The sequence below is a fragment of the Cupriavidus sp. 01L46 genome (assembly GCF_056399905.1).
Genome location: NZ_JBFTSF010000066.1, coordinates 1 through 24,631 on the forward strand (window position 1 = coordinate 1; position 24,631 = coordinate 24,631).

Genomic DNA, 24,631 nt, shown 5'->3' on the forward strand with positions numbered 1-24,631 from the left:
CCGTTATAGCGTGTCACCCAATACGAGGCGCGCATGTCGTCGACGCGGATCTTGCTGCCGGTGGACGGCGCGTGCACGAACTTGTTGTCGCCAATATAGATGCCAACATGCGAGAAGGTGTGGCGCATGGTGTTGAAGAACACCAGGTCGCCGGGGCGCAGGTCGTTGGATGCCACGGTGGTGCCGACCTGGCTCATCTCGACCGAGCGGCGCGGCAGCACGAAGCCAAAGGTGTCATTGAACACGTAGCGAACGAAGCCGCTGCAGTCCAGGCCCGATTCGGGGCTGTTGCCACCGAAGCGGTAGCGCACGCCAATCAGTCCGAGGGCATTCATGACCAGGTCGCCGGCCTTGCTGGCCACATGGCTGGTGGAATTCATTACCGAAGAGAGCAAGCCGCGCTTGCCTTCCGGATGTGGGTCTGCACTCAGTTCGGTACGTGCATCGATGCGGGCGTCGGGATCCTTGAACACCGTATCAGCCAGCACTCCATTCGATAGAGTGGCACCGCAGGCAATGGCAATTCCTACGGCGCCGCGCGCCAGGGAATGAAGCATTCGCTGCATTGGTTCTCCTGATGAATCGTTCTTGACCGGCCCCGGGAAAACGCACCGGGCGGGCTTGAAATCAATGGGATGACTCGCACGCAAAAAGCGGACCAAGTGATGCAAACCACTCGCCACACGCATAAGCGACGTGCTAACCACCCCCGAAAATAGTTCTCGCCGGATGGTATAAGGTTGTCATCCACATGTCAAAGTTCGTTACAAAATTCAAATAAAACGCTTTGCAATCAAGGCTATACGACGAAAGTCGCAGATGCTTTCTCGGTTTGATTATGTCAACCGCAGGTCAATCGGGTGACACCCTGAGCTCGGCTGCACCAATTTGTGGCGGCGTCGGGTCGCTCGCACCAATTTCGGCCGCGATCATGAGCTTGCGGGTGTATGCGTGCTGCGGAGCACCCAGGACGGCCTCGGTATCCCCTGCTTCGACCACCTCGCCGGACTTCATCACGATGACGCGGTGCGCCATGGCGCGGATCACGGCGAGATCGTGGCTGATGAAGAGATAGCTCAGGTTGTACTTGCGCTGCAATTGCGTCAGGAGCGCCAGCACCTGCTGCTGGATGGATACGTCGAGCGCCGAGGTGGGTTCGTCGAGCACCAGCACCTGCGGCTTGAGGATCAGCACGCGCGCGATGGCAACGCGCTGGCGCTGGCCACCGGAAAACTCGTGCGGATACCGCCCCAGGGCAGTGCGGTCCATGCCTACCTCTCGCAGCGCCTCGGTGACGCGCTGGCGCATGGCATCGCGCGACAAGCCGGGCTGGTGCAGGGCCAGGCCCTCCCCCACGATCTGCTCGATGGTCATGCGCGGCGACAACGAGCCGAACGGATCCTGAAACACCACCTGCAGGCGCGAGCGCAAGGTGCTGCGCTCGCGCCGGGAGACCTCGTCCAGGCTCTTGCCCAGGAACTGGATATCCCCGGCGCCGCGGCGCTGCAGGTTCAGCACCGCATGGGCCAACGTGGTCTTGCCAGAGCCCGACTCGCCCACGATGCCGATGGTCTCGCCCTCGCGCAGCGCGAAATTCACGTCCTTGACGGCGGCAAACTGGTCGCGGCCAAACCATCCGGCCAGGCCGCGGCGCTTGCGCGCATAGTTCACGCACAGGCCGCGCGCCTCCAGCAACACGGGGGCTAGCGGGACCAGCGGAAGCACCTCGCGCCGCGGCCGGCTGTCGATCAGCTTGCGGGTGTAAGGATGCTGGGGCGCTGCGAAGACCGCGGCAGTTTCGCCAACCTCGACCAGCACGCCCTTCTCCATCACCCCCACTCGCTGGGCGAAGGCCCGCACCAGGTTGAGGTCGTGCGTGATCAGCATCACGGCCATGCCGAACTCCGCCTGCAGGTCGCGCAGCAACTCCAGGATCTGGACCCGGATGGTAACGTCCAGCGCCGTGGTGGGCTCGTCGGCCAGCAGCAGCTTGGGCCGGCAGGCCAGCGCCATGGCGATCATGGCGCGCTGGCGCTGGCCGCCCGAAAGCTGGTGGGGAAAGCTGTCGAAACGGTGCGTGGCGTCGCTGATGCCCGTGCGCTCGAGCAACGCGATGGCACGCTCGCGCGCCGCGCGCCGGTCCAGGCCCTCATGCAGCGCCAGCGTCTCCACGATCTGGTTGCCAATCGTGTAAAGCGGATTGAGCGCCGTCATCGGCTCCTGGAAGATCATGGCGATGTCGGCGCCGCGGATGCCGCGCATCTCGCGCTCCGACACCTTGAGCAGGTCGCGCCCCTCGAAACGCACCGAGCCCTGGTAGCGCGCGTCGTCCACCAGGCGCAGCATGGCCAGCGCCGTGACAGTCTTGCCCGAGCCTGACTCGCCCACCAGCGCGAAGCGCTCGCCGGCGCGCAGGTCGAAGCTGACATCGCGCACCGCCMGGGTGGCACCCTCGCCATGGCCGAAGGTGACCGACAGGCGTTCGATGCACATCAGCGGGCCGCCGGCATCCCCCTTGGCTTGCGCGGGTTGYGTCGGGTCGTTGGCGCTGGCTTGCGTGGCCCGTGCGGCTTGTGCGGCCTGTGTGGCTTGTTGCATTGCGCTCATGACACCGCCTCGGCCGCGGGAGAACCCTCTGGCGCCTTCGGCTCAACACGGCCGCGCAGCTGGGCCAGGCCCAGGCGCGTATCGAAGGCGTCGCGCAGCGCGTCGCCCATKAACGTCAGCAGCAGCAGCGTCACCACTAGTACGGCAAAGGTCGACAAGGAAATCCACCAGGCGTCGAGGTTAGCCTTGCCTTGCGCCAGCAGCTCGCCCAGGCTCGGCGTGGTGGGTGGCACGCCAAGGCCGAGGAAGTCGAGGCTGGTCAGGGCCAGGATGGCTGCACTCATGCGAAATGGCAGGAAGGTGATGACTGGTGTCAGGCTGTTGGGCAGGATATGGCGCCACATGATCTGTACATTGGACAGTCCCAGCGCCCGCGCCGCCTTGACGTAGTCGAGCGAGCGGTTGCGATAGAACTCGGCGCGCACGTAGTCGGACAAACCCATCCAGCCGAACAGCGAAAGCAGGATGATCAGCAGCGCCAGGCTCGGCGTGAAGATGGACGCGAAGATGATCAGCAGGTAGAGCTCGGGCATCGAGCTCCAGATTTCGATGGCGCGCTGCGAGATCAGATCGAAGCGCCCGCCAAAGAAACCCATCAGCGCGCCCGTCAAGGTGCCGATCACCACGCCGATCAACGTCAGCGCCAGGCTGAACAGCACCGAGACGCGGAACCCATAGAGCAGCCGCGCCAGCACATCGCGCCCGCGGTCATCGGTACCCAGCCAGTTCTCCGCGGAAGGCGGCGCCGGGTTCGGCTCCTTGGAGAAATAGTTGATCGAATCGTATGAGTACCGGTTGGGCGGGAAGATGGCGAAATTGCCGTTGCTGGTGATGCGGTCGTGGATAAACGGATCGAGATAGTCAGCCTTGGTGGGAAAGTCCCCGTCGAAGGTGCTCTCGGCGTAGGTCTTGACGATGGGGAAATACCACTCGCCCTTGTACTTCACCACCAGCGGCCGGTCGCTGGACAGGGTCTCGGCGACCATGCTCAGCAGGAAGATGGCGACGAAGAGGATCAGGCTCCAGTAGCCCAGGCGATTTCGGCGAAAGCGCTGCCAGGCGCGCTGGCGCGGTGACAGGGAATGCGGCAGCCCGTTGGGGAGCGTGCGCGAGCTGAATTTCATCGGTGCACCGCCTCGAAGTGRATGCGCGGGTCGACCATCACATAGCAAACRTCSGARATCAGSCGCGTCACCAGSCCGATCARSGTGAACAGGTAGAGCGTGCCCAGCACGACAGGATAGTCCCGCCGCAGCACCGCCTCGTAGGACAGCAGGCCAAGCCCGTCGAGCGAAAACAGGGTTTCGATCAGCAGCGAGCCGGTGAAGAAAGCACCGATGAAGGCCGCCGGAAAACCGGTCACGAGCGGAATCAGCGCGTTACGGAAGACGTGTTTCCAGAGCACGCGCCGCTCCGCCAGCCCCTTGGCGCGGGCGGTCAGGACGTACTGCTTGCGGATCTCTTCCAGGAACGCGTTCTTGGTCAGCATGGTGACGACCGCGAAGCTGCCCACCACCGAGGCGGTGATCGGCAGCACGAGGTGCCACAGGTAATCCATCACCTTGCCCATCAGCGTGAGCTGGTCCCAGTTATCCGATGTGAGGCCGCGCAAGGGGAACCACTGCACGAAGGTACCGCCTCCGAACAGCACCAGCAGCAGCACGCCCAGCACGAAGCCGGGAATGGCATAGCCCACCAGCACCACCATGCTGGTCACGACATCGAAGCGGCTGCCCGCCCGGATCGCCTTGGATATGCCGAGCGGCACCGATATCAGGTAGGTCAGGAAAAAGGTCCATAGCCCCAGGCTGACCGAGACCGRCATCTTCGACTTCACCAGTTCCCACACGCTGCGGTGCTGGAAATAGCTCTGCCCCAGGTCAAACTGGGCGAAGCGCTTGAGCATCATGAAATAGCGCTCCAGCGGCGGCTTGTCGAAGCCATACAGGGCCTGGATCTCCTTAATCTTGTCGGGGTCCACGCCGCGCCGGCCGCGATACTCCGCGCCGCCGCCGCTGGCCTCCCCGCCACCGCCACCCCGTCCCTTGAGCTCCAGCATCATTTGTTCGACCGGCCCTCCCGGAACGAACTGGATCACCGCGAAAGTCAGGGTGATGACGCCGAGCAGTGTCGGGATCATCAACAGTACGCGCTTGAGCAGATAGGCGAGCATCTTGTTTCCTTGTCGCGCTTATTGTGCGGCTGGCTTGGTGTCGGCACGCCACCAGTTGCTCAGGATCCAGCCTTCCGCCGTGTAGTAGTACGGCAGGCGCTGCGGATAGACCAGCTCTTTCCGGTATGCCACTCGATGCGACGCGCTGTACCAGTTGGGCACGATGTAGTAGCCGTGCATCAGCACGCGGTCCAGCGCGCGCCCGGCATTGACCAGTTCTTCGCGAGTATGGGCGTGCAGGACATTGTCCACCAAGCGGTCGATCGCCGGCGATTTCAGGCCAAACAGATTGTCGGAGCCGGGCGTGCCGGCCGCCTCGCTGTTGAAGCGGTCGCGCAGCTCGTTGCCCGGGCTCTGCGAATCGGGGAAACGGATCGACACCATGTCGAAGTCGAAGTCTTCCAGCCGCTTCTGGTACAGCGCGAAATCGGTGGTGCGCTGGTTCACCTCGATTCCCAGCTTTTCCAGGTTGCGCACGTAGGTGGTGATGACGCGGCTCATGGCCCCGCCGTCGTCCAGGAACTCAAAGACAAAAGGCTCGCCCTTGGCATTGCGCAGTGCACCATCCGCGTAGGTCCAGCCAGCCTGTGCCAGCAACCGGCGCGCATCGCGCAGGTTGTCGCGCAGCGAACGCGGCGGATTGGTTGTGGGCATCGACACGATGGGGCCAAACACCTCGGGCACCAGTTGCGCGCGCAGCGGCTCCAGCAGTTCCAGCTCGCCGGGGCCGGGCCGGCCGTCGAACGTGGCGCTGGCGGCCAGCTCGCTGTTGGAAAACCAGCTATCGAGGCGGCGATACGCGCCATAGAACAGCTGGCGATTGAGCCACTCGAAATCCAGCGCCAGGATCAGGGCCTGCCGCACCCGCACGTCCTGGAACATCGGCTTGCGCATGTTCATGACGAAGCCTTGCATGCCGGCTCCGTTGCGGTGCGGAAAATCGGTCTTGAGCAGTTCGCCATTGGAAAAGCGCTTGCCCTCGTAGCTCTTGGCCCAGCTCTTGGCCTTGTACTCGACGATGGCATCGAACTCGCCAGCCTTGAAGGCTTCGAGCTTGGCGGTCTCGTCCTTGTATAGGCGATAGACCACCCGGTCKAAGTTGAAGGTGCCGCGACGCACCGCCAGGTCTTTGCCCCAGTACGACGGGTCGCGCTTGAAGGTAATGCCGCGCCCGGCATCGTAGCGCTCGATCAGGTAGGGTCCGCTGGCCACCGGATCCTCGAAGGTCAGCTTGTCAAACGACACCGTGGCGGTCCACTTCTTGGAGAACACCGGCAAGGAGCCAACGATCAGCGGCAGCTCGATGTTGCGCTGCCTGAAATCGAACCGTACCGTGCGCGAATCCACCACCGTGACGGCCTTCACGTCGGTGCACATGCTGCGGTAGCCAGGGCTGGATGCCTTGCTCATCAGCATGTCGTAGGAGTACTTGACGTCGCCGGCCAGCACCGGATCGCCATTGCTGAAACGCGCCTGCGGCCGGATGTGGAAGGTAACGGACAATTCGTCCGGCGCCACGGTCACGTCATCCGCCAGCAAGCCATAAGCGCTGGCCGTTTCATCGCTGCTGGCAATCAACAGCGACTCGAACATCAGCGCGTTCACGCCCGGGGCGGAGGTACCCTTGAGCGTGAACGGGTTGAACTTGTCGAAGCTGGTGCGGCGGTCCGGGTTGGCGAGCGTCAGCGTGCCGCCGCGCGGCGCGTCCGGGTTGGCGTAGTCGAAATGGGTGAAATCGGCGGGATACTTGAGGCCGCCATACTGTGCGAAGCCATGGGCGGCTCCGGCTGACAAGGGAAAACCCGCGGTACACAGGGCTATTAATCCACAGCCCAGCGCCGCAACTGTGCGGAAGCGCTGCCATGCCGCCTGAAGCGGTCTACGTGCGCGAATATGCATCCGGTTTGGGTCCTCCACCTGAATCGGATCGTCCGCAGCCTTCGGCGGCGCGGTCAAGTTATGAGACAATTTTACATGGGTTCGGCTGGCATCCAGCCATCCGGACATTCCAGTACGCGGCACCGCTGTTTTGCCGGTCGTCAGCCTGCTGAAAAGCAGCCGCCGCGCGGTGCGCGCCGCAACCCGGACGCCATTGCACGAAACGTGCCCGTCCACCTCGAACATCATTGGAGAAGTTATGGGATTTCTCGCAGGTAAGCGAATCCTGATCACCGGTTTGCTGTCCAATCGCTCGATCGCCTACGGCATCGCAACCGCCTGCAAGCGCGAAGGCGCCGAGCTCGCCTTCACCTATGTCGGCGAGCGGTTCAAGGACCGCATCAACGACTTTGCCAAGGAATTCGGCAGCAGCCTGGTATTCGATTGCGACGTTGGCAGCGACGAGCAGATCGCCGCCACCTTCGCCGCGCTTGGCCAAAGCTGGGACAAGCTCGATGGCCTGGTGCACTCGATCGGCTTCGCCCCGCGCGAAGCCATCGCCGGCGACTTCCTGGAAGGCCTCTCGCGCGAATCCTTCCGCATCGCGCACGACATCTCCGCCTACAGCTTCCCCGCGCTGGCCAAGGCCGCCTTGCCCATGCTGTCCGACAAGGCCTCGCTGCTGACGCTGACCTACCTCGGCGCGGAGCGCGTGGTCCCGAACTACAACACCATGGGCCTGGCCAAGGCATCACTGGAAGCCAGCGTGCGCTACCTGGCCGCTTCGGTGGGCCCGCGCGGCATTCGTGCCAACGGCATTTCCGCCGGCCCGATCAAGACCCTGGCCGCATCCGGCATCAAGGGCTTCGGCAAGCTGCTGGGCCACATCGAGGAGGCAGCGCCGCTGCGCCGCAATGTGACCATCGACGAGGTCGGCAACGTGGCCGCCTTCCTGCTGTCGGACCTGTCCAGCGGCGTGACCGGCGAGATCACCTACGTGGATGCCGGCTTCAATACGGTAGGGGCGAGCCTGCCCGAAGAAGCGTAATCCCGGCACGGCCGCCTCGCGCGGCGGCCATTGCTAAAAAGGGGCGTACGGCTTTGGCCGACGCCCCTTTTTCGTGCCCGCCCGGCGGCACAGCGCGCGCGGCCTATTCGTCGCCCTGCCCGGCCAGGCGGCCCGAGCGCAGATAGGCGACGATAGGCGCCCAGAACGCGTCCTGCCGCTCCGGCTGGATCGCCGCATCGTGCGGCAGCGCCGACAGCGCCACCAGCCAGCTGGGGCCACCGGCGGCGCGCTCCAGCCGCTCGGCATAGGCAAAGGGAATCACTTCGTCCGCGCGGCTGTGCACAAGCAGCAGTGGCAGCATGGATTTTCGCAATTGGTCCTCGTTGTCCCACGGTTCCGGAAGCAGCCTGGCCATCCACGCCGGCACCCGCCCGGTCACCACCGCCGCCTCGCGTGCGGATGTGAAGCCGGCGGCAATCACAAGGCCAGCGGGCGCCGGGCGCAAGGCGGAGATCACGTCCAACAGCACCCCGGAACCCAGCGAAAAGCCCATCACATAGCGCCGGCTGGCACGCGGCGTCATGGCGAGGAACTGTCCATACGCGGCCAGGCCGTCCTCATGCAGGTTGAGCACGCCGGGCTTGCCGCCGCTGGCGCCATAGCCGCTGTAGTCGAATACGCAGGACGAGATCCCATTGCGGTAGAGCAACGCCTGCGCGCTGGCCCAGTCCGACAAGTTTTCCTCGTCGCCGTGGTAGATCAGCACGGCGGGCGCGTCACCGCCCTGAGCCAGGACGCAAGAGGCGCGCAGCATGCGCGCGCCGCTGGCAAACGCGAACTGGCGCGACGCGGCGCCCAGGCGGTCCGGCGTCATCGCGTCAGCCACGCCGGCCGGCTTGGGCTCGAACGCATCCTCCTCGACCGCCAGGAACAAGGCATGGCGGGCAATGGCGGCCAGCATCAGCAGGCACGCGCCTCCGGCCAGCCAGTAACGGAGCTTCCTGCCAGCACCTGTGTTGAACTTCGCCATGGGAATAGCCTCGGGCAAGGGCGCCGCGCCGGAAAAAACCACGGCAGCCCCGAAATATTAGACCGGACTGGCGGCCATCGGCAGCGCATCGTTCGAGTTCGCGATGCGATGGCGCCTCTGGGCGATGGAGAATGCTGAGGAATGGAGGAATGCGGGAGAAAATGGTCCKCCCTACACGATTCGAACGTGTGACCGCTCGCTTAGAAGGCGAGTGCTCTATCCAACTGAGCTAAGGGCGGACAGGAGGAACTACTGAAATGCAGAGGACTTGGCATGCCGCTGAACGCTTGGCATGCGAAGCCCGGTATTCTACCTCAGCCCCGCGGCCGATCCTACCGTGTCGGCATGTGGTCTGGCACAGCCCGGCTCAAGAGGCTTGCGAAACCCGCATTCGCGGTGTCGTCGCCATATCGGCAAGCCGCTCGATGGGCTGCGTGGACACACAGTTGCGCCCCATGGTCTTGGCATCGTAGAGCGCGTTGTCGGCGCGGCGCATGAGCGTATCAGCCCCCTCCCCCGGCAGCCGCTCGGCCATGCCGATGCTGACCGTATAGGAAATCGCATCCGGCTCGGAGGGGCACGGTGTGGTGCGCACAAGTGCACTCAAGCGCAGGCTGATCGCCCGGCCCTGGTCCAGCGCGGTGCCGGGCATCACGATGCCAAACTCTTCCCCACCCAGCCGGCCGACGAAATCGTCCGCGCGCACCGACTTGCGCAGCAGGCCGCTGAAGTGGCGCAGCACGCTGTCGCCGGCCAGATGGCCATAGAGATCGTTGATGGCCTTGAAATGATCCAGGTCGATGAACGCCACAGTCAGCGGGCGTTGCTGGCGGTCCGCTTGCTTGCAGGCCTCTTCCAGCGCCTCCCAATAGGGCCCGCGCGACAGGACGTCAGTCAGGTCGTCATAACTGGCGCGGCGCTCCAGACGTCGGCGCAGGCTATCGTGGGCAAGCAGCGCGAAGCTCACGGCCAGGCTGACAATGCCAAAGGCGTGCAGGACGGCAAAGGTTTCCCGGGGCGGGCGCTTCGCCAGCCAGGCAAGGCCAGCGGGCAGCAGCTTGAGGTCGATGGATTGATAGAGGCCCATGGCCGCGCAAGCGAGCGCGATCAGCCCGAGCGACAGCGCCGCCAGGCGGCCGGTGCCGCGCTTGGCGCGCACTTGCGGCGCCACCACGCGCAGCAATGACAGCGGAAGATACGTATTGGCCAGACTAAAGACGAGCGCCGGCTCCGCCGGCGACACGCCCGCCCAATCGAAGTAGGCGGCATTGGCCAGCACGGCAAGATTCAGCAAGCAAAGCGCGGCCGCCCCCMCGCGCTTGCCGAAAAAACGGCGCGTGCCATGGACCATCAAGGACAAAGCCGCCGTCATGACCAGATCCACCAGACCGAGCGTAAGCCATTCCGGCAGATAGTCCTGCGCAGCGAGCAAGACGGTGGCTGCGGTGACCAGCAACGCGCCAGCCACCCAAGAATTCAAACCGGCGCGGCCCATGCCGGGTGTGCGCTGCAAGACTGCGAACACCACCGCCATCTGCAGCCCGAAAAGGCCCGCGACCAGCACACTAACCTGCGACTGAAACATGATTTCCCCGTCCAACTTGGCAGGCAGCGTTCCGTCACGCCACCATGCGCCCCGGGACCCGCGCGGACCCGAGGCTTTCGCCATTCTTTCTTTTTAAGCTTCTGACCGTCTTCATGCGCCCCGGCGGACAGGGGCTGGGCCTCGCGATCGTGGCGAGGGCACTCTTATTCTCATGTTCGGCGCCAGTCCCGCTAGCGGCACGGATTGCCTGCGCGCCTGACCGGGCGCGGGGCCTGGCCGCTGCGGTGTGCGGATTATGTCAGCGCTTGCGACCAAGTCAAGCGAACCTTTTATCCATCAAATCCCACGGCAAGCCCCACACCGGCCTGCGCCTCGCTGGGTCGGTGCAAAAGTAAAATTTGACCCCGCCCCCGACGCCGGGCTACAATCCACGGCTTCGGGGCGTAGCGCAGCCTGGTAGCGCATCTGATTTGGGATCAGAGGGTCGCATGTTCGAATCATGTCGCCCCGACCAGTATTTAGCAATAAGATCAAAGGCTTAGACCGCAAGGTCTAAGCCTTTTTTTGTTGCCTGATTTTCCTGGGTTAGTGCCGGCCACTGCGCCGGCCAGCCAACTTCACTGCACCGCAGCACCCCAATGGCAATGCCATGAATATGGGATCCCCTGCGCGCTTGAAACACAGACACTGGCAGCGGGCGGGTCCGCGAACCGCCCGCACCACTTTCAGGCCCGCAACCCACCCGGCGGCGGGCTTTTTCTCTTGTTTTCGCGGGCATATCCGGGTAGAACGACCACGCGCGCGCCACGCCTCAACCGCACACCCATGATATAATCGCGCGTTAGCCCGGGGTTTATGCAGCATGCCCTGTAACCGGGCGCCCTTGCCGAGGAATGCAGCCATCACACTGTTGCGCAGTATCCAGCGCAGTTCGGCAAGCCACCGGGAACATCTTGCCCGCTTCATTACCCCCGCGCCTATCACGGTAGCACGGCCGCATTAGCTTGGGCCGCAACCGGCAAGGCAATCGGCCGGGCACTGACGCGCCCCCTGGCGATTCCCTAACGTGGACTTTTTTGCACGCGCTTTTTTGCCGTGCCGGTCCGGGTCAGCTTGCCTCCCGCAACTTCAAGGCGCAACCAAGCAAGCCGGCGCTTGTCACTGCTGGCACCCGGACCTCGCGAGCATACAGCCATGCCGGCGCTCGCCACACCGGATTTACCTAAATTCATGCAGCCCAAGGCTGCCGTAAAGGAAGAAGATTGGCTAAGGAAGAACTTATCGAATTTGGCGGTGTTGTCTCGGAAGCCCTGCCGGACAACCGTTACCGCGTGACGCTGGAAAACGGCGTGGAAATCTGGGCCTATGCCTCGGGCAAGATGCAGAAGCACCGCATCCGCATTCTGGCTGGTGACCGCGTGACGCTGGAAATGTCGCCCTACGATTTGACCAAGGGCCGCATCAACTTCCGCCACAAAGTCTGATCTCTTCCACGCTCGCCCACGGCGAGCGTTGCGCTAGACCGCATTCCAGGGCACCGCATCGCGGCGGTCCCGCCCTGGGAAACATCTGGCCATTGCCACCCGCACGCATCGGCAATAGTGGCTCCACTGAAACAATCATGATGGCTATTCCATCCTGATGCCTTGGGTGTGGAGCGCGGGTCGATGCGGGTGGCTTGCCGGCCATCGCGCCCCCTATCGCTTCCCCCCAGGCTGCCACCGCTTCCGCCACTTATGACTCGCCACATGCGTGTCATTTGGCAGTGCCATGCTGCGCTCCCGCCCGGTGTTTGCCCGTCTTGCACGTACCTGCGCGCGTGGCCATACTCGAAATATCCATTTCCCGTTTTCCCTTCTCCCTTCCCCTCTTAGCTTGAGCACACCGCCCCCATGAACCTGATCCTGTGGCGTCATGCCGAAGCCGAAGAGTTGTCTGGTGCGCATGGCTTTTCCCGCAATGCCGACCTGCAGCGCCCCCTGACCAGACGCGGACATAAGCAGGCGGATGCCTCCGCCGCATGGCTGCGCAGCCATCTGCCTCCCGGTACGCGGGTGGCCTGCAGTCCGGCCCTGCGTACGCGCGAAACCGCCGCCGCCCTGCGCGAGAACGCAGAGGTGTTGCCCGAGCTTGCCCCGGGCGCCGATGTCAGCGCGGTGCTGGCCGCGATCGACTGGCCCCAAGGCACCGAGCACACCGTGCTGGTCGGGCACCAGCCTTGGCTTGGCCAACTTGCCAGCTTGCTGCTGGCGGGCTCGGAAATGAACTGGAGCGTGCGCAAGAGCGGCAYCTGGTGGCTGTCGGGACGCACACGCGAAAGCGAATCGCAGGTCGTGTTGCGCGCTGTCATCAATCCGGAGTTTCTCTAGCATTTTTTTGCACCCCGCAACGGCGCGGCCCGGCTTTCCGGGCCGCTGTCACTGAACCGTCACGACCGCTTCACGGCACTGTCACCTGCCCTCTCTACATTCGACCGCAACAGTTTCGTCACCGAAAGGACATACTGATGCGAGAGCTCCCGACGCCCACCCAGCCGTTGTTCGATTCCCTGCCCAGTGGCCTGTCAGGCCATTCGGCGCGGAGGCGTCTTCATCGCCAGCAACCTGCACAAACACATGAACAAGCGCATGACCAGCCTGCTTTCAGTGTGGCGTGGGCGCGCCACCAGGATGAAGTAGAAGAAGCGCAGCGCCTGCGCTACAAGGTCTTCGCCGAAGAAATGGGCGCCAGGCTGAACCCGTCGAGGCCTGAACTCGACGTGGATATGTTCGACGCCTATTGCGACCACCTGATCGTGCGCGATACAGCCACGCTCAAAGTGGTCGGTACCTACCGCGTGATGGCGCCCCACCAGGCCAAGCGCATCGGCTGCCTCTATGCCGAGTCGGAGTTCGACCTGGTGCGCCTGGCTCACCTGAAGCCCAAGATGGTGGAGCTGGGCCGCTCGTGCRTGCACCGCGACTACCGCTCGGGCAGCGTGATCATGGCGCTGTGGGGCGGCCTGGGCGAGTACCTGCAGCGCTGGGGCATCGAGTCGATGCTGGGATGCGCGAGCGTGCCGATGAGCGATGGCGGCCACTATGCGGCCAGCCTGTACCGGGTCTTCGCCGAGCGCGCCCTGGCGCCGATCGAATATCACGCGTTCCCGCGCCTGCCTCTGCCGATCGACGAGCTCAATCAGACGCTGGACGTAGAGCCGCCGGCGCTGATCAAGGGTTACCTGCGGCTAGGCGCGCGAATTTGCGGCATGCCGGCGTGGGATCCCGACTTCAACGTGGCGGACTTCCTCACGCTGCTGCGCGTGAACGACATGAACCCCCGCTATGCGCGCCACTTCCTTGGCCTGAACCGCGACGCCTGAGCCTGTGCGGGCGCTCGCCGCCTGCATTGGCTTGCCCCGCTGGTCGAAGCGGGGGCCGCCATCTGGCCGCCCCCGCGCTTTGCTTAGGCGTACACCACCTTGTAGCGCTTGCCGATGCGTTCCCACTCGTCGGCTTCCTGCGCCAGGCTGTATTCGACCAGCGGGTTGGCCTCGATCCAGGCCTTGGGCAAGCGCACCTCGAACCCTTCGTCCAGCGCATCCGAACGCTGGCCCACGGTGATCTCGGGCAGCGGCTCGTCGGCACGGCGCCGGCACAGCACGAACGCCAGGCGCAGGCTGAAGAGCATCCGCCAGTCGAGGAACTTGCCGCTGCCGGAAAGCTTGCCTAGCTTGCCGGCATGCCCGAGCAGCAGCGTTGCCAGCCGTGCCTGGTCGGTCTTCGAGAAGCCCGGCATGTCGGCGTGCGTGGCGATGTACGCCGAGTGCTTGTGGTAGCCGCTGTGCGATATGGTCATGCCGATCTCATGCAGCCCGCCGGCCCAGCCCAGCAGTGCCAGGTTGTCGTCGCGGCGCTCATTGCGCGGCTCGGGAAACTGCGCCAGCAAGCCCAGCGCGGCCTGGCGCACGCGCTGGGCTTGCGCGCGGTCGACGCCATAGCGGCGCATGAACTGATCCACCGTGATGGTGCGCATGTCCTCGTGGTGCGTGYGGCCCAGCAGGTCGTAAAGCACACCCAGGCGCAGCGCGCCGTCGGTGACGTCCATGCGATCGATGTCGAGCTCGGCGAACACGCCGAGCATGATAGACAGGCCACCTGGCAGCACGGGAATGCGGTCCGCCTTCAGGCCCACCAGCTTGACCCGGTTGGCGTTCTCCGCCTTGACCAGCGCGCGCTTGAGTCGCTCCAGCCCTTCGCGGGTGATGCCGTGCTCGGCCGGGTTGTCGTTCATGCCGTTGAGCTCGATCAGTTCGGCCAGCGCGCGCGCCGTGCCGGACGAACCCACCGCCTGCTGCCAGCCGGCCGCCCGGTACTGGCGCACGAGCACCTGGATCTCCCTGCGCGCGGCCAGTTCCGCCTGCTTCATCGCGTAGTCATCGACGTTGCCGCTGGGGAAGAACTGGCGGCTGTGCGAGACGCAGCCGATGTAGAGGCTCTCCATCAGCTTGGACGTGTAGCCGCTGCCGATGATGAACTCGGTTGAGCCGCCACCGATATCGACCACCAGCCGGTTGCCCGCACAGGCCGGCGCATCGTGCGAGGCGCCCAGGTAGATCAACCGTGCTTCTTCGCGCCCGGCAATCACTTCAATCGGGAATCCAAGCGCGTGCTCGGCCTCGATCAGGAATTCCGACGCGTTCTTGGCTACCCGCAGCGTATTGGTTGCCACCGCCCGCACCTGGTCAGGGGAGAAATCGCGCAGGCGGTCGCCGAAACGCCGCAGGGCGTCGATGCCGCGCCGGCGGGCCGGCTGGTCCAGGTACTTGTCTGGCGTCAGGCCCGCGGCCAGGCGCACCGGCTCGCGCAGCGCATCGACCTGGAATAGCTGGCTGGCCGGCCCGGATGCGGTCAGGCTCTCATCCACCCGCMCGATCATCAGGCGGAAACTGTTTGAGCCCATGTCGACGGCGGCCAGCAAGCGAGGGGTTTGGTTCATCGCGGTAGGGGAATGTGGGTAAAAGCCGCAAGCCGCGGCGTAAATAACGGTGTCGGGCAGTCAGGCTCACCCAACCGTAGAAAATATGTCTTTATCATGTCTGCATCGTGACAAAATCACATTGTCATCAATTTGACATGATTCTATGAAAAAGTCGCCGCATTACCAAAAGAAGGTCATGCCTATGTCGACAAGCCCACCCGGCACGCTGCTCAACCGCGAAATGGGCATTCTGGAATTCAATACGAGAGTCATGGCACAGGCAGCTGACGCCAGCGTGCCGCTGCTCGAACGTCTGAAATTCATTTGTATTGTTTCAAGTAATCTGGACGAGTTCTTCGAGATCCGCATGGCCGGCTTGAAGGAGCAGATGCGTGACAATCCTTCCGGCATCACGCCCGATGGCCTTTCCTTGCAGCAGGCATACCAGATTGTCACGGAGCGCGTGCAAAAGCTGGTGGCCATGCAGTATGACATGCTGCAAAACGTGATTTTCCCCCTGTTGGAGAAAGAAGGGGTGTTCTTTCACCTCGCCTCCACCTGGAACGAGGCGCAGCGCGAATGGGCGCGCAGCTTCTTCACGCGCGAGCTCGGCCCGGTCCTGACGCCGATCGCGCTGGACCCGGCCCACCCCTTCCCTCGGGTGCTCAACAAGAGCCTGAATTTCATCATTGAATTGTCGGGCAAGGATGCCTTCGGCCGGGAGGCTGACCTGGCCATCGTGCAGGCGCCCCGCGCGCTGCCGCGCGTAGTCAGGATGCCCGAGGAGCTCTCGGGCTATCCCTACGGATTTGTGCTGCTGTCGTCCTTCATGCAAGCTTTCGTGCATGAGCTGTTCCCCGCGATCAAGGTCAACGGCTGCTATCAGTTCCGCGTCACCCGCAACTCTGACCTGTTCGTGTCGGAGGACRATATCACGGACCTGCGTGAAGCACTGCAAGGCGAACTGCCGACCCGCCACTTCGGCGACACCGTGCGCCTGGAAATCTCGTCCGATACCCCGCCGGCCATGGCGCGCCGCCTGCTGCTCGAATCCGGCCTGGGCGAGCAGGACGTGTACCGTGTGAGCGGMCCGGTCAACCTGGTGCGGCTGATGCAGATCCCCGACCTGGTCGACCGCCCTGCCCTCAAGTACCCGCCGCACGTGCCGGCGCCGGTCAAGGTGTTTGCGCCCGGCGCTTCGATGTTCGATGCGATCCGCCAGCAGGACGTGCTGCTGCACCATCCCTACGAGAGCTTCAGCTCGGTGCTCGACCTGCTGCAGCAGGCCGCCGTCGACCCTGCCGTCGTAGCCATCAAGCAGACCGTCTACCGCACCGGCAACGAGTCGCCGGTGATGGAGGCGCTGATGACGGCGGCGCGCAATGGCAAGGAAGTCACTGTGGTGGTGGAACTGCTGGCGCGCTTTGACGAGGAAACCAACATCAACTGGGCCGAGCGGCTCGAATCCGCCGGCGCGCATGTGGTCTATGGCGTAGTTGGCCACAAGTGCCATGCCAAGATGCTGCTGATGGTGCGCCGCGAACTGGAAGGCGCCAAGAGCAAGCAGTTCAAGCTGCGCCGCTACGCGCACCTGGGCACCGGCAACTATCATCCGCGCACCGCGCGGCTGTACACCGATTTTGGCCTGCTCACTGCCAACGAGAAGATCTGCGAGGACGTCCAGCACGTGTTCCAGCTGCTAACGGGCACCGCGGGCACCATCCGCCTGAATCACCTGTGGCAGTCGCCGTTCACCATGCAGAGCAATCTGGTGGAGCACATCCGCGCGGAAGCCCGCAACGCCCGTGCCGGCAAGCCCGCGCGCATCATGGCCAAGATGAATGCGCTGCTGGAGCCATCCATCATCGACGAGCTGTACAAGGCGTCACGCGCCGGCGTGAAGATCGACCTGATCATCCGTGGGGTGTGCGCGCTGCGCCCAGGGGTGCCGGGCCTGTCGGAGCACATCACGGTGCGCTCCATCGTCGGGCGCTTCCTCGAGCATCACCGGGTCTATTACTTCCTGGCCGGCGGCACGGAGGTGGTCTACCTGTCCAGCGCGGACTGGATGGACCGCAACCTGTTCCGTCGCGTCGAGGTGGCATTCCCGGTGCTGGACAAAGTCCTGAAGGCGCGGGTCATCAAGGAGAGCCTGCGGGTGCATCTGCACGACAATGCTTCCGCATGGATCATGCTGCCCGACGGCAGCTACATCCGCAAGCACACCAAGTCCAAGCAGCCGCACGTCAGCCAGCACGACCTGCTGGCCCTGTTCGGCAGCGCCTGAGGGTGAGGTCGGCAGGGCGCGCCTCGCGTGCGCCCTGCCACGCACGGCGCCGCGAACGGGCGCTCGCTCAGGCCGCCTTCTGCGGTGACTGTCCTGGCCGTGGCAAGGCGCCCGGCATATAGCCGCTGCGATCGACCGGGAAAACCACACGGAACACGCTGCCGCGCCCCACTTCACTGGTGATGCGCAGGTCGGCATGGTGGCGCGACAGCACATGCTTGACAATGGCCAGCCCGAGGCCGGTCCCTCCGGTATCGCGCGAACGGCTGCGGTCGACCCGGTAGAAACGCTCGGTCAGGCGCGGAATATGGTCGGCGGCAATGCCCAGGCCCGTATCGGTGACCGAGAAAATGGCGTGCTCGTTCTCGTAGTTCAGCGCGATGCTGATGCGCCCGCCCTCCGGCGTATAGCGCACCGCATTGGAAACCAGGTTGCCGAAGGCCGACAGCAGTTCACGCTCCGCACCGCGGATCGTGACGGCCGGATCAATCTGCGCGGAGATCTGGTGCTCGCCCTGGGATAGTGCCTCGGCGTCGTGCACGAGGTGCGCAACCAGCTCGGCCAGGTCGATCCGGTCCTGGCTCGGCGGCTGCTCGTCGCTTTCCAGCTTGGCCAGCACCAGCAAGTCCTCGACCAGGTGCTGCATGCGCATGGACTGCACCAGCATCATGTCGAGGTAGCGGTTGCGATCCTGCTCCGACACCGGCAGGTCGCGCACCGTTTCCAGGAAACCGGTCAGCACCGTCAGTGGTGTCTTCAGTTCGTGCGAGACGTTGGCGACGAAATCCCTGCGCATCGCCTCGGTGTTCTCCACCTTGGTGATGTCATGTGTCAGCACCAGCTTGCGGCTTTCGCCGTAAGGCAGGATCTGCACGGCGATCACGCTGCGCTTGTGCTCGCCCATGTCGCGCATCACCAGCGGCTCATCGAAACGCTGCAAGTGCAGGTACTGGACGAATTCCGGCCGCCGGATCAGGTGGGTGATGCGCTGGCGCACGTCGCGCCGCGCATTGAGGCCAAAATGCTGCTCGGCCACATCGTTGCACCATTCGATCTGGTCGGCATCATCCAGCATCAGGACGCCATTGGGCGACGCCTGGATAGCCTGGATAAAACGGGTATGTTGCTGCTCGACCTGCAACACCTGGGTGCGCCAGCGCTTGACCAGGCGATGCAGGCGGTAATACACCTCGCCCCATAGCCCCAGCGCGCTGGGAATCTCGCCGTAGGCCGGCGCGTCCAGCACTTTCCAGAGCCGGTTGATCTGGTAGATGTAATAAAGCAGATGCCCCAGCAACCCGACGCACAGCACGGCCAGCGCAGGCACGGGGCCAAGGAAGAAGTACAGCCCGGCCGAAGCCAGGGCCAGGAAAATCAGGATGGCCGCCGAACGGGCCCAGATGACGTTCATGAAGAAGTGAGAAGGTCAGGCAGGCGGCAAGACCGCATGGAATGCGGTGGAGTGTGCCACGAAACGGGCAAGCTGTAACAGGCGCCACGCCGGAAACGACGTGGCAAGCCTGCCGATCAGTGGCTGGGCGCGCGAGCCAGGCGGTAGCCGCTACCGCGCACCGTCTCGATCATGTTGCTGTAGCCGCCAGGGGTCAGCGCGGCGCGCAGGCGCTTGATGTGCACGTCGACGGTCCGCTCTTCCACGAACACGTGATCACCCCAGACCTGGTCCAGCAACTGCGAACGGCTATGAACGCRCTCCGGATGCGTCATCAAAAAGTGCAGCAAACGGAACTCAGTAGGACCCAGGTCCAGCTTGATCAGGCCAGATTCATCCTGGCCGGTGACCCGGTGCGTGGCCGGGTCCAGGCGCAGGCCATTGATGGCAACGACGTCGTCGGTCAGTTGCGGGGCACGGCGGCGCAGCACCGCCTTGATACGGGCCAGCAGTTCCTTGGGCGAGAACGGCTTGGTGACGTAGTCGTCCGCGCCGGCCTCGAGCCCCAGCACCTTGTCCTGCTCCTCGCTGCGCGCGGTAAGCATGATGATAGGAATCTGCTTGGTGCGGTCGTTATTGCGCAGCTCCTTGGCGAAGGTGGCTCCCGACTTGCCCGGGAGCATCCAGTCGAGCAGCACCAGGTCGGGCAGCACGTCGCTCATCAGCGACAGCGCCTGCTCGGCGTTATAGGCCCGGATCGGATAGTGTCCCGCGTGTTGCAGGTTGACCGCGATCAGTTCGGCAATCGCGGGTTCGTCTTCGACAACAAGAATGCTGCTTGGCATGTAATTTTCTCCGCGGTGGCGCCTTAACTCAGCGCTTCGCGCTCCATGTCCTCACGCGAGGCGTGGCGGACGTCGGTTCCCTTGACGATGTAGATGATGAATTCAGCGATGTTCTTGGCGTGGTCGCCAATGCGCTCGATCGCCTTGGCGATAAAGAGGAAATCCAGCGCGACCGAGATCGTGCGCGGGTCTTCCATCATATAGGTGATGAGCTTGCGCACGAACGCACGRAATTCGTCGTCGATGGCCTTGTCGTCCTTGACGATCCGGGCGGCAGCCACGGTGTCCAGGCGCGCAAAGGCATCGAGCGCCTGGCGCAGCAGCGCGATGGCCAGATCGCCCGAGAGCTTCACCTCCGAGTAATTGATCTGGTGGGCGCCGGCGTCTTCCATGATGTGCTTGGTGCGCTTGGCGATCTTCTCCGCCTCGTCGCCGGCGCGCTCCAGGTTGGTGATGGTCTTCGAAATCGCCATCACCAGGCGCAGGTCGCGCGCGGTCGGCTGCCGGCGCGCGATGATGTTGCCGCAATCGGCATCGATCTCGAGTTCCAAGGCATTCAGGTGGTGCTCGCGCGCGATGACCTGGTCGGCCAGGCCCGCGTCGAACTCCGAAAGCGCCCGCATGGCGTTTTCGATCTGCGACTCGACCAGACCGCCCATCTGCAGCAGTTTCGTGCTGATGGCGTTGAGGTCGGCGTCGAACTGGGTCGACAGATGCTTGTCAGACATGTTGCTCTCCTAGCCGCTCTATTCGTATGCTATGCGTTATGTGGGTAACGCTCAATCAGCCGAAACGGCCGGTGATGTAGTCTTCGGTTTCCTTGCGATGCGGCTTGATGAAGATCTTCTCGGTCTCGCCGAACTCGATCAGTTCACCCAGGTACATATACGCGGTGTAGTCCGAGCAGCGCGCGGCTTGCTGCATATTGTGGGTCACGATCACCACCGTGTACTCGTCCTTCAACTCCGCGATCAGTTCTTCGATACGGCCGGTCGAAATCGGGTCAAGTGCGGAGCACGGCTCATCCAGCAACAGCACTTCGGGGCGGATCGCGATGCCGCGCGCGATGCACAGGCGCTGCTGCTGGCCGCCGGACAGGCCATAGCCCGACTGGTTGAGCTTGTCCTTGGCTTCGTTCCACAGCGCCGCCTTGGACAGTGCCCATTCCACGCGGTCGTCCATCTCGGAGCGTGACAGCTTCTCGAACAGGCGCACCCCAAAGGCGATATTGTCATAGATCGACATGGGGAACGGCGTGGGCTTCTGGAACACCATGCCAACCTTGGCGCGCAGCAGAGCGATGTCCTTCTTGGTGGTCAGCAGGTTCTCGCCATCCATGTTGATCTCGCCCTCGGCACGCTGCTCCGGATAGAGCGCGTACATCTTGTTGAAGGTACGCAACAGGGTCGACTTGCCGCAGCCGGACGGGCCGATAAAGGCCGTCACCTTGCGCTCGGGGATCGACATGTTGACGTTCTTCAACGCATGGAACTGGCCGTAGTAGAAGTTCAGGTTGCGCACGTCGATCTTGGCGCGGGTCGTGTCGGGAATGTCGATGACGGTCGAGGTCATGCTCGTCTCTCGCAAAGAATTTGGGGTAGGCCGTGCGACTGTCGCGCTGCCGGTCATTTCTTGAACAGCATGCGTGCCAGGATATTGAGCGCCAGCACACCAACGGTAATCAGGAACACGCCGGCCCAGGCCAGTTGCTGCCACTCGACGAACGGGCTCATGGCGAAGCGGAAGATGGTCACCGGCAGGTTCGCCATCGGCTTGTTCAGGTCGCTGGTCCAGAACTGGTTGGACAAGGCCGTGAACAGCAGCGGCGCGGTCTCGCCGGCGATACGCGCAACCGCCAGCAGCACGCCGGTGACGATGCCTGCATACGACGACTTCACTGTGATCGACAGCACCATCTTCCACTTGGGCGTGCCGAGCGCGAAGGCGGCCTCGCGCAGCGCGTTGGGGACCAGGTTCAGCATGTTCTCGGTCGTGCGCACCACGATCGGAATCTGCAGCAACGCCAGCGCGCAGATGCCTGCCCAGGCGGAGAAATGGCCCATGCGGGTCACCACCAGCGCGTAGACKAACAGGCCGATCACGATCGACGGCGCCGACAGCAGGATGTCATTGATAAAGCGGATGAAACTGGCCAGTGGCGACGTCTTGCCGTATTCGGCCAGGTAGATGCCGGCCAGGATGCCCAAGGGTGTGCCGCACAGCGTGGCGAGGCCCACCATCACGAAACTGCCGTAGATCGCATTGGCCAGKCCGCCGCCGGCGGTATTCGGCGCCGGCGTCATCTGCGTGAACAGATCCATCGACAGGCCGCCCACGCCCAGCGAAATGGTGGTCCACAGGATCCAGGCCAACCAGAACAGACCGAACCCCATGGCGCCCAGCGACGCGGTCAGGGCATAGAAGTTGGTGCGGCGGCGCCGTGCCTGCAGGCGCGTGCGCGTGGCATCCGCATCMGGACTGACTGCCGGAATCGGCGTAGAGGAAGTGGAGGACATGGCGGCTTGGCTCATTTTGCACCCTCGTTCTTGGCCAGGCGGAGCAATAGGATCTTGGACAGCGCCAGGACCACGAACGTGATAAAGAACAGGATCAGGCCAAGCTCCATCAGCGCGGCGGTATGCAGGCCGGCGCCGGCTTCGGCGAACTCATTGGCCAGTGCCGAGGTGATGCTGTTGCCCGGCGAGAACAGCGAGGCGTTGTCCAGCAGGTTGGTATTGCCGATCACGAAGGTGACCGCCATGGTCTCGCCCAGCGCGCGGCCCAGGCCCAGCATCACGCCGCCGATCACGCCGGCACGGGTGAAAGGCAGCACCACGCGCCACATCACTTCCCACGTGGTGCAGCCGATGCCATAAGCCGATTCCTTGAGCAACACCGGGGTAACTTCGAACACATCGCGCATCACAGACGCGATGTAGGGAATGATCATGATCGCCAGGATCACGCCGGCGCACAGCAGGCCGATGCCCAGGGGCGCGCCCTGGAACAGCTTGCCGATCAGCGGCACCTGGCCCACGGTAGCGGCCAGCGGCTTCTGGAAGTACTCGCCGAAGATCGGCGAGAAGACCAGCAGGCCCCACATGCCGTAGACGATCGAGGGTACGGCGGCCAGCAATTCGATAGCGGTGCCGAGCGGGCGGCGCAGCCAGGCCGGCGACAGCTCGGTCAGGAACAGCGCGATGCCAAAGCTGATAGGCACCGCGATGATCAGGGCGATCAAGGAGGTAACGATGGTGCCGTAGATCGGCACCAGCGCGCCATAGACGTCCGCGGGTGGATCCCACTCTGCGGTCCACAGGAAGCGCAGGCCGAAGGCCTCGATCGAAGGCCAGGCGCTGATCGCAAGCGATACGATGATGCCGCCAAGCAGCAGCAAGGTCACGATGGCGGCGCCGCGCGTCAGGCCACCAAACAGGATGTCACCGGTACGGCTAGGCGGCCGTACTGCGGATAGATCGGATGTAGTCGCCATGATGTGGTATTGGAGTTCGTTTAGTAGGCGGCTGGCTGGCCGCACCGACCGCTCGGGCCAATAGGCCCCTTGCATTGCGTCGTGCTTGCCCGCGCGCGTTGCCGCGTTTGCTGCGCTGCTTCTTCTGCTTCTTAGACTGCTGCTTCTACTGCCTTGCTGCCTTCAATGCTGCCGGTCCCGCGCCCTCGGGGCGCCGGACCGGCACGGCGCGGCTGCCGTGGCAGCCCGCCAATCAGTTGTACAACGCCTTGCCCGAGCCGTCCTTGACCGAGTTCTTCCAGGTCGCGCGGATCTGGTTCACCACGGCGTCCGGCAGCGGTACGTAGTCAAGTTCGCTGGCCATGTTGCCGCCGCTCTTGTACGCCCAGTCGAAGAACTTCAGCACTTCGGCGCCCTGCGCTGCCTTTTCCTGGTTCTTGTGCACCAGGATGAAGGTCGCGCCGGCGATCGGCCATGCCGTCTTGCCCGGTTCGTTGGTCAGGATCTGATAGTAGGTCTTGCTCCAGTCGGCGCCTGCCGCAGCTGCCTTGAAACCGTCGTCACCAGGCTGAACCACTGCGCCGGCAGCGTTCTTCATGTTCAGGTGGGTCATCTTGTTCTGCTTGGCGTAGGCGTACTCAACGTAGCCAATGGCGCCGTTCAGGCGTTGCACGAAAGCGGCTACGCCTTCGTTACCCTTGCCGCCAGTGCCACCGCCCGGCCAGTTGACCGTGGTGCCCTCGCCCACCGAGCTCTTCCAGTCCGAGCTGACCTTGGACAGGTAGTTGGTGAAGATGAAAGTGGTGCCCGAACCATCGGCACGGCGCACCGGCAGGATGTCCTGGCCCGGCAGCTTGGCGTGCGGGTTCAGTGCCTTGATGGCGGGATCGTCCCACTTCTTGATCTTGCCCAGGTAGATGTTCGCCAGCACGTCGCCGGTGATGGTCAGTTCGCCCGGCTTGATGCCTTGCAGGTTGATCACCGGCACCACGCCGCCGATCACCGTGGGAAACTGCACCAAACCTTGCTTGGCCAGTTCTTCGTCCTTCAGGGGCGCGTCCGAAGCACCGAAGTCGACAGTCTTGGCGCCGATCTGCTTGATGCCGCCAGACGAGCCGATGGATTGATAGTTGACCTTGTTACCCGTTGCCTTTTGATATGCATCGGCCCACTTGGAATACACGGGCGCCGGGAAAGAAGCGCCAGCACCGGTAATTTCCGCCGCGAACGCAGTGCCCGCTACCACCAACGACACAATGCCTGCAACGGCAGTCTTGACCAGCTTCATATGTCCTCCAGAGACATGGTTGGGGAATGACAATTTTTTGACAAGTCGAACTTTAAGCCCCGACTATGACAATTCAATGACATCACGAGATCTTCTTCAAAGTCAGCGGAGGCAGCCTCCCGCATCACATCGATCCACTCGCCGGCA

General features: G+C 63.7%; 20 protein-coding genes and 2 tRNA genes. 6 read left to right on the forward strand and 16 right to left on the reverse strand.

Translation table 11 applies throughout. The features are described 5' to 3' along the window. The 5 genes from AC1DS3_RS13940 to AC1DS3_RS13960 all read right to left on the reverse strand — a co-directional run. Positions 1-566, reverse strand: a 566-nt coding sequence (locus AC1DS3_RS13940) for a C40 family peptidase (RefSeq protein ID WP_477127377.1), incomplete at its 3' end; no start/stop codon positions are given. Positions 567-852: 286 nt separating this feature from the next. Beyond that, complete coding sequence (locus AC1DS3_RS13945) at positions 853-2,493, reverse strand: ABC transporter ATP-binding protein (protein WP_477127392.1); 1,641 nt, start codon at positions 2,491-2,493, stop codon at positions 853-855. Between the two features lie 110 nt (positions 2,494-2,603). After that, positions 2,604-3,731 (reverse strand): ABC transporter permease, encoded by a 1,128-nt coding sequence (locus AC1DS3_RS13950; protein ID WP_477127378.1) that lies wholly within the window; start codon positions 3,729-3,731, stop codon positions 2,604-2,606. Next, positions 3,728-4,780: a microcin C ABC transporter permease YejB gene (locus AC1DS3_RS13955; RefSeq protein ID WP_477127379.1), complete on the reverse strand. Its 1,053-nt coding sequence runs from the start codon at positions 4,778-4,780 to the stop codon at positions 3,728-3,730. Before AC1DS3_RS13955 ends, AC1DS3_RS13950 begins: the two co-directional genes overlap by 4 nt. Before the next feature lie 18 nt (positions 4,781-4,798). Then, positions 4,799-6,679 carry an extracellular solute-binding protein gene (locus AC1DS3_RS13960; protein ID WP_477127393.1) on the reverse strand — a complete coding sequence of 627 codons (1,881 nt, stop codon included), beginning with the start codon at positions 6,677-6,679 and terminating at the stop codon, positions 4,799-4,801. A 238-nt stretch (positions 6,680-6,917) separates the two neighbouring features. Here AC1DS3_RS13960 and fabI point away from each other — a divergent pair, with 238 nt between their 5' ends. After that, on the forward strand, positions 6,918-7,706 hold the full coding sequence (gene fabI / locus AC1DS3_RS13965) for an enoyl-ACP reductase FabI (protein WP_441636897.1): 789 nt from the start codon (positions 6,918-6,920) through the stop codon (positions 7,704-7,706). 103 nt (positions 7,707-7,809) lie between these two features. Here the strand turns inward: fabI and AC1DS3_RS13970 are convergent, their stop codons facing one another. The 3 genes from AC1DS3_RS13970 to AC1DS3_RS13980 form a co-directional block, all read right to left on the reverse strand. Beyond that, positions 7,810-8,697: an alpha/beta hydrolase gene (locus tag AC1DS3_RS13970; protein ID WP_441636899.1), complete on the reverse strand. Its 888-nt coding sequence runs from the start codon at positions 8,695-8,697 to the stop codon at positions 7,810-7,812. Between the two features lie 162 nt (positions 8,698-8,859). After that, a tRNA-Arg gene (locus tag AC1DS3_RS13975) sits at positions 8,860-8,936 on the reverse strand. Positions 8,937-9,064: 128 nt separating this feature from the next. Further along, entirely contained in the window at positions 9,065-10,282 is a 1,218-nt protein-coding gene (locus tag AC1DS3_RS13980; protein WP_477127380.1) for a GGDEF domain-containing protein, read from the reverse strand. Positions 10,283-10,680: 398 nt separating this feature from the next. On the opposite strand from AC1DS3_RS13980, the gene AC1DS3_RS13985 reads away from it, so the two are divergent. The 4 genes from AC1DS3_RS13985 (at position 10,681) to AC1DS3_RS14000 (ending at position 13,604) form a co-directional block, all read left to right on the forward strand. Then, positions 10,681-10,757: transfer RNA gene (locus tag AC1DS3_RS13985), tRNA-Pro, on the forward strand. Between the two features lie 748 nt (positions 10,758-11,505). Beyond that, positions 11,506-11,727 (forward strand): translation initiation factor IF-1, encoded by a 222-nt coding sequence (gene infA, locus AC1DS3_RS13990; RefSeq protein ID WP_006157708.1) that lies wholly within the window; start codon positions 11,506-11,508, stop codon positions 11,725-11,727. Positions 11,728-12,135: 408 nt separating this feature from the next. Further along, positions 12,136-12,612, forward strand: coding sequence for a SixA phosphatase family protein (locus tag AC1DS3_RS13995; protein ID WP_477127381.1), 477 nt, complete (start codon positions 12,136-12,138; stop codon positions 12,610-12,612). A 137-nt stretch (positions 12,613-12,749) separates the two neighbouring features. Further along, the gene (locus tag AC1DS3_RS14000; protein WP_477127382.1) at positions 12,750-13,604 is read left to right on the forward strand and encodes a GNAT family N-acetyltransferase; all 855 of its coding nucleotides are present in this window, start codon (positions 12,750-12,752) and stop codon (positions 13,602-13,604) included. An 83-nt stretch (positions 13,605-13,687) separates the two neighbouring features. Here AC1DS3_RS14000 and ppx read toward each other — a convergent pair whose 3' ends face one another. Further along, a complete protein-coding gene (ppx, locus tag AC1DS3_RS14005) occupies positions 13,688-15,220 on the reverse strand; it encodes an exopolyphosphatase (RefSeq protein WP_477127383.1) in 1,533 nt (510 codons plus the stop codon). Positions 15,221-15,365: 145 nt separating this feature from the next. Between ppx and ppk1 the strand changes: the two genes are divergently transcribed. Continuing rightward, entirely contained in the window at positions 15,366-17,489 is a 2,124-nt protein-coding gene (gene ppk1, locus AC1DS3_RS14010; protein ID WP_477127384.1) for a polyphosphate kinase 1, read from the forward strand. Between the two features lie 67 nt (positions 17,490-17,556). Here ppk1 and phoR read toward each other — a convergent pair whose 3' ends face one another. From phoR to pstS, 7 genes are all read right to left on the reverse strand, one after another. Further along, positions 17,557-18,900, reverse strand: coding sequence for a phosphate regulon sensor histidine kinase PhoR (gene phoR, locus AC1DS3_RS14015; protein WP_441636910.1), 1,344 nt, complete (start codon positions 18,898-18,900; stop codon positions 17,557-17,559). 116 nt (positions 18,901-19,016) lie between these two features. Next, positions 19,017-19,724: a phosphate regulon transcriptional regulator PhoB gene (phoB, locus tag AC1DS3_RS14020; protein WP_477127385.1), complete on the reverse strand. Its 708-nt coding sequence runs from the start codon at positions 19,722-19,724 to the stop codon at positions 19,017-19,019. A 23-nt stretch (positions 19,725-19,747) separates the two neighbouring features. Next, positions 19,748-20,452 carry a phosphate signaling complex protein PhoU gene (gene phoU / locus AC1DS3_RS14025; RefSeq protein ID WP_441636912.1) on the reverse strand — a complete coding sequence of 235 codons (705 nt, stop codon included), beginning with the start codon at positions 20,450-20,452 and terminating at the stop codon, positions 19,748-19,750. 55 nt (positions 20,453-20,507) lie between these two features. After that, the gene (gene pstB / locus AC1DS3_RS14030; protein WP_253927527.1) at positions 20,508-21,296 is read right to left on the reverse strand and encodes a phosphate ABC transporter ATP-binding protein PstB; all 789 of its coding nucleotides are present in this window, start codon (positions 21,294-21,296) and stop codon (positions 20,508-20,510) included. 53 nt (positions 21,297-21,349) lie between these two features. Continuing rightward, entirely contained in the window at positions 21,350-22,255 is a 906-nt protein-coding gene (gene pstA, locus AC1DS3_RS14035) for a phosphate ABC transporter permease PstA (RefSeq protein WP_477127386.1), read from the reverse strand. Next, on the reverse strand, positions 22,252-23,217 hold the full coding sequence (gene pstC / locus AC1DS3_RS14040) for a phosphate ABC transporter permease PstC (RefSeq protein WP_174423342.1): 966 nt from the start codon (positions 23,215-23,217) through the stop codon (positions 22,252-22,254). Before pstC ends, pstA begins: the two co-directional genes overlap by 4 nt. Before the next feature lie 232 nt (positions 23,218-23,449). Next, positions 23,450-24,484, reverse strand: a complete 1,035-nt coding sequence (pstS, locus tag AC1DS3_RS14045) for a phosphate ABC transporter substrate-binding protein PstS (protein WP_441636918.1) — start codon at positions 24,482-24,484, stop codon at positions 23,450-23,452. Positions 24,485-24,631: the final 147 nt, after the last annotated feature.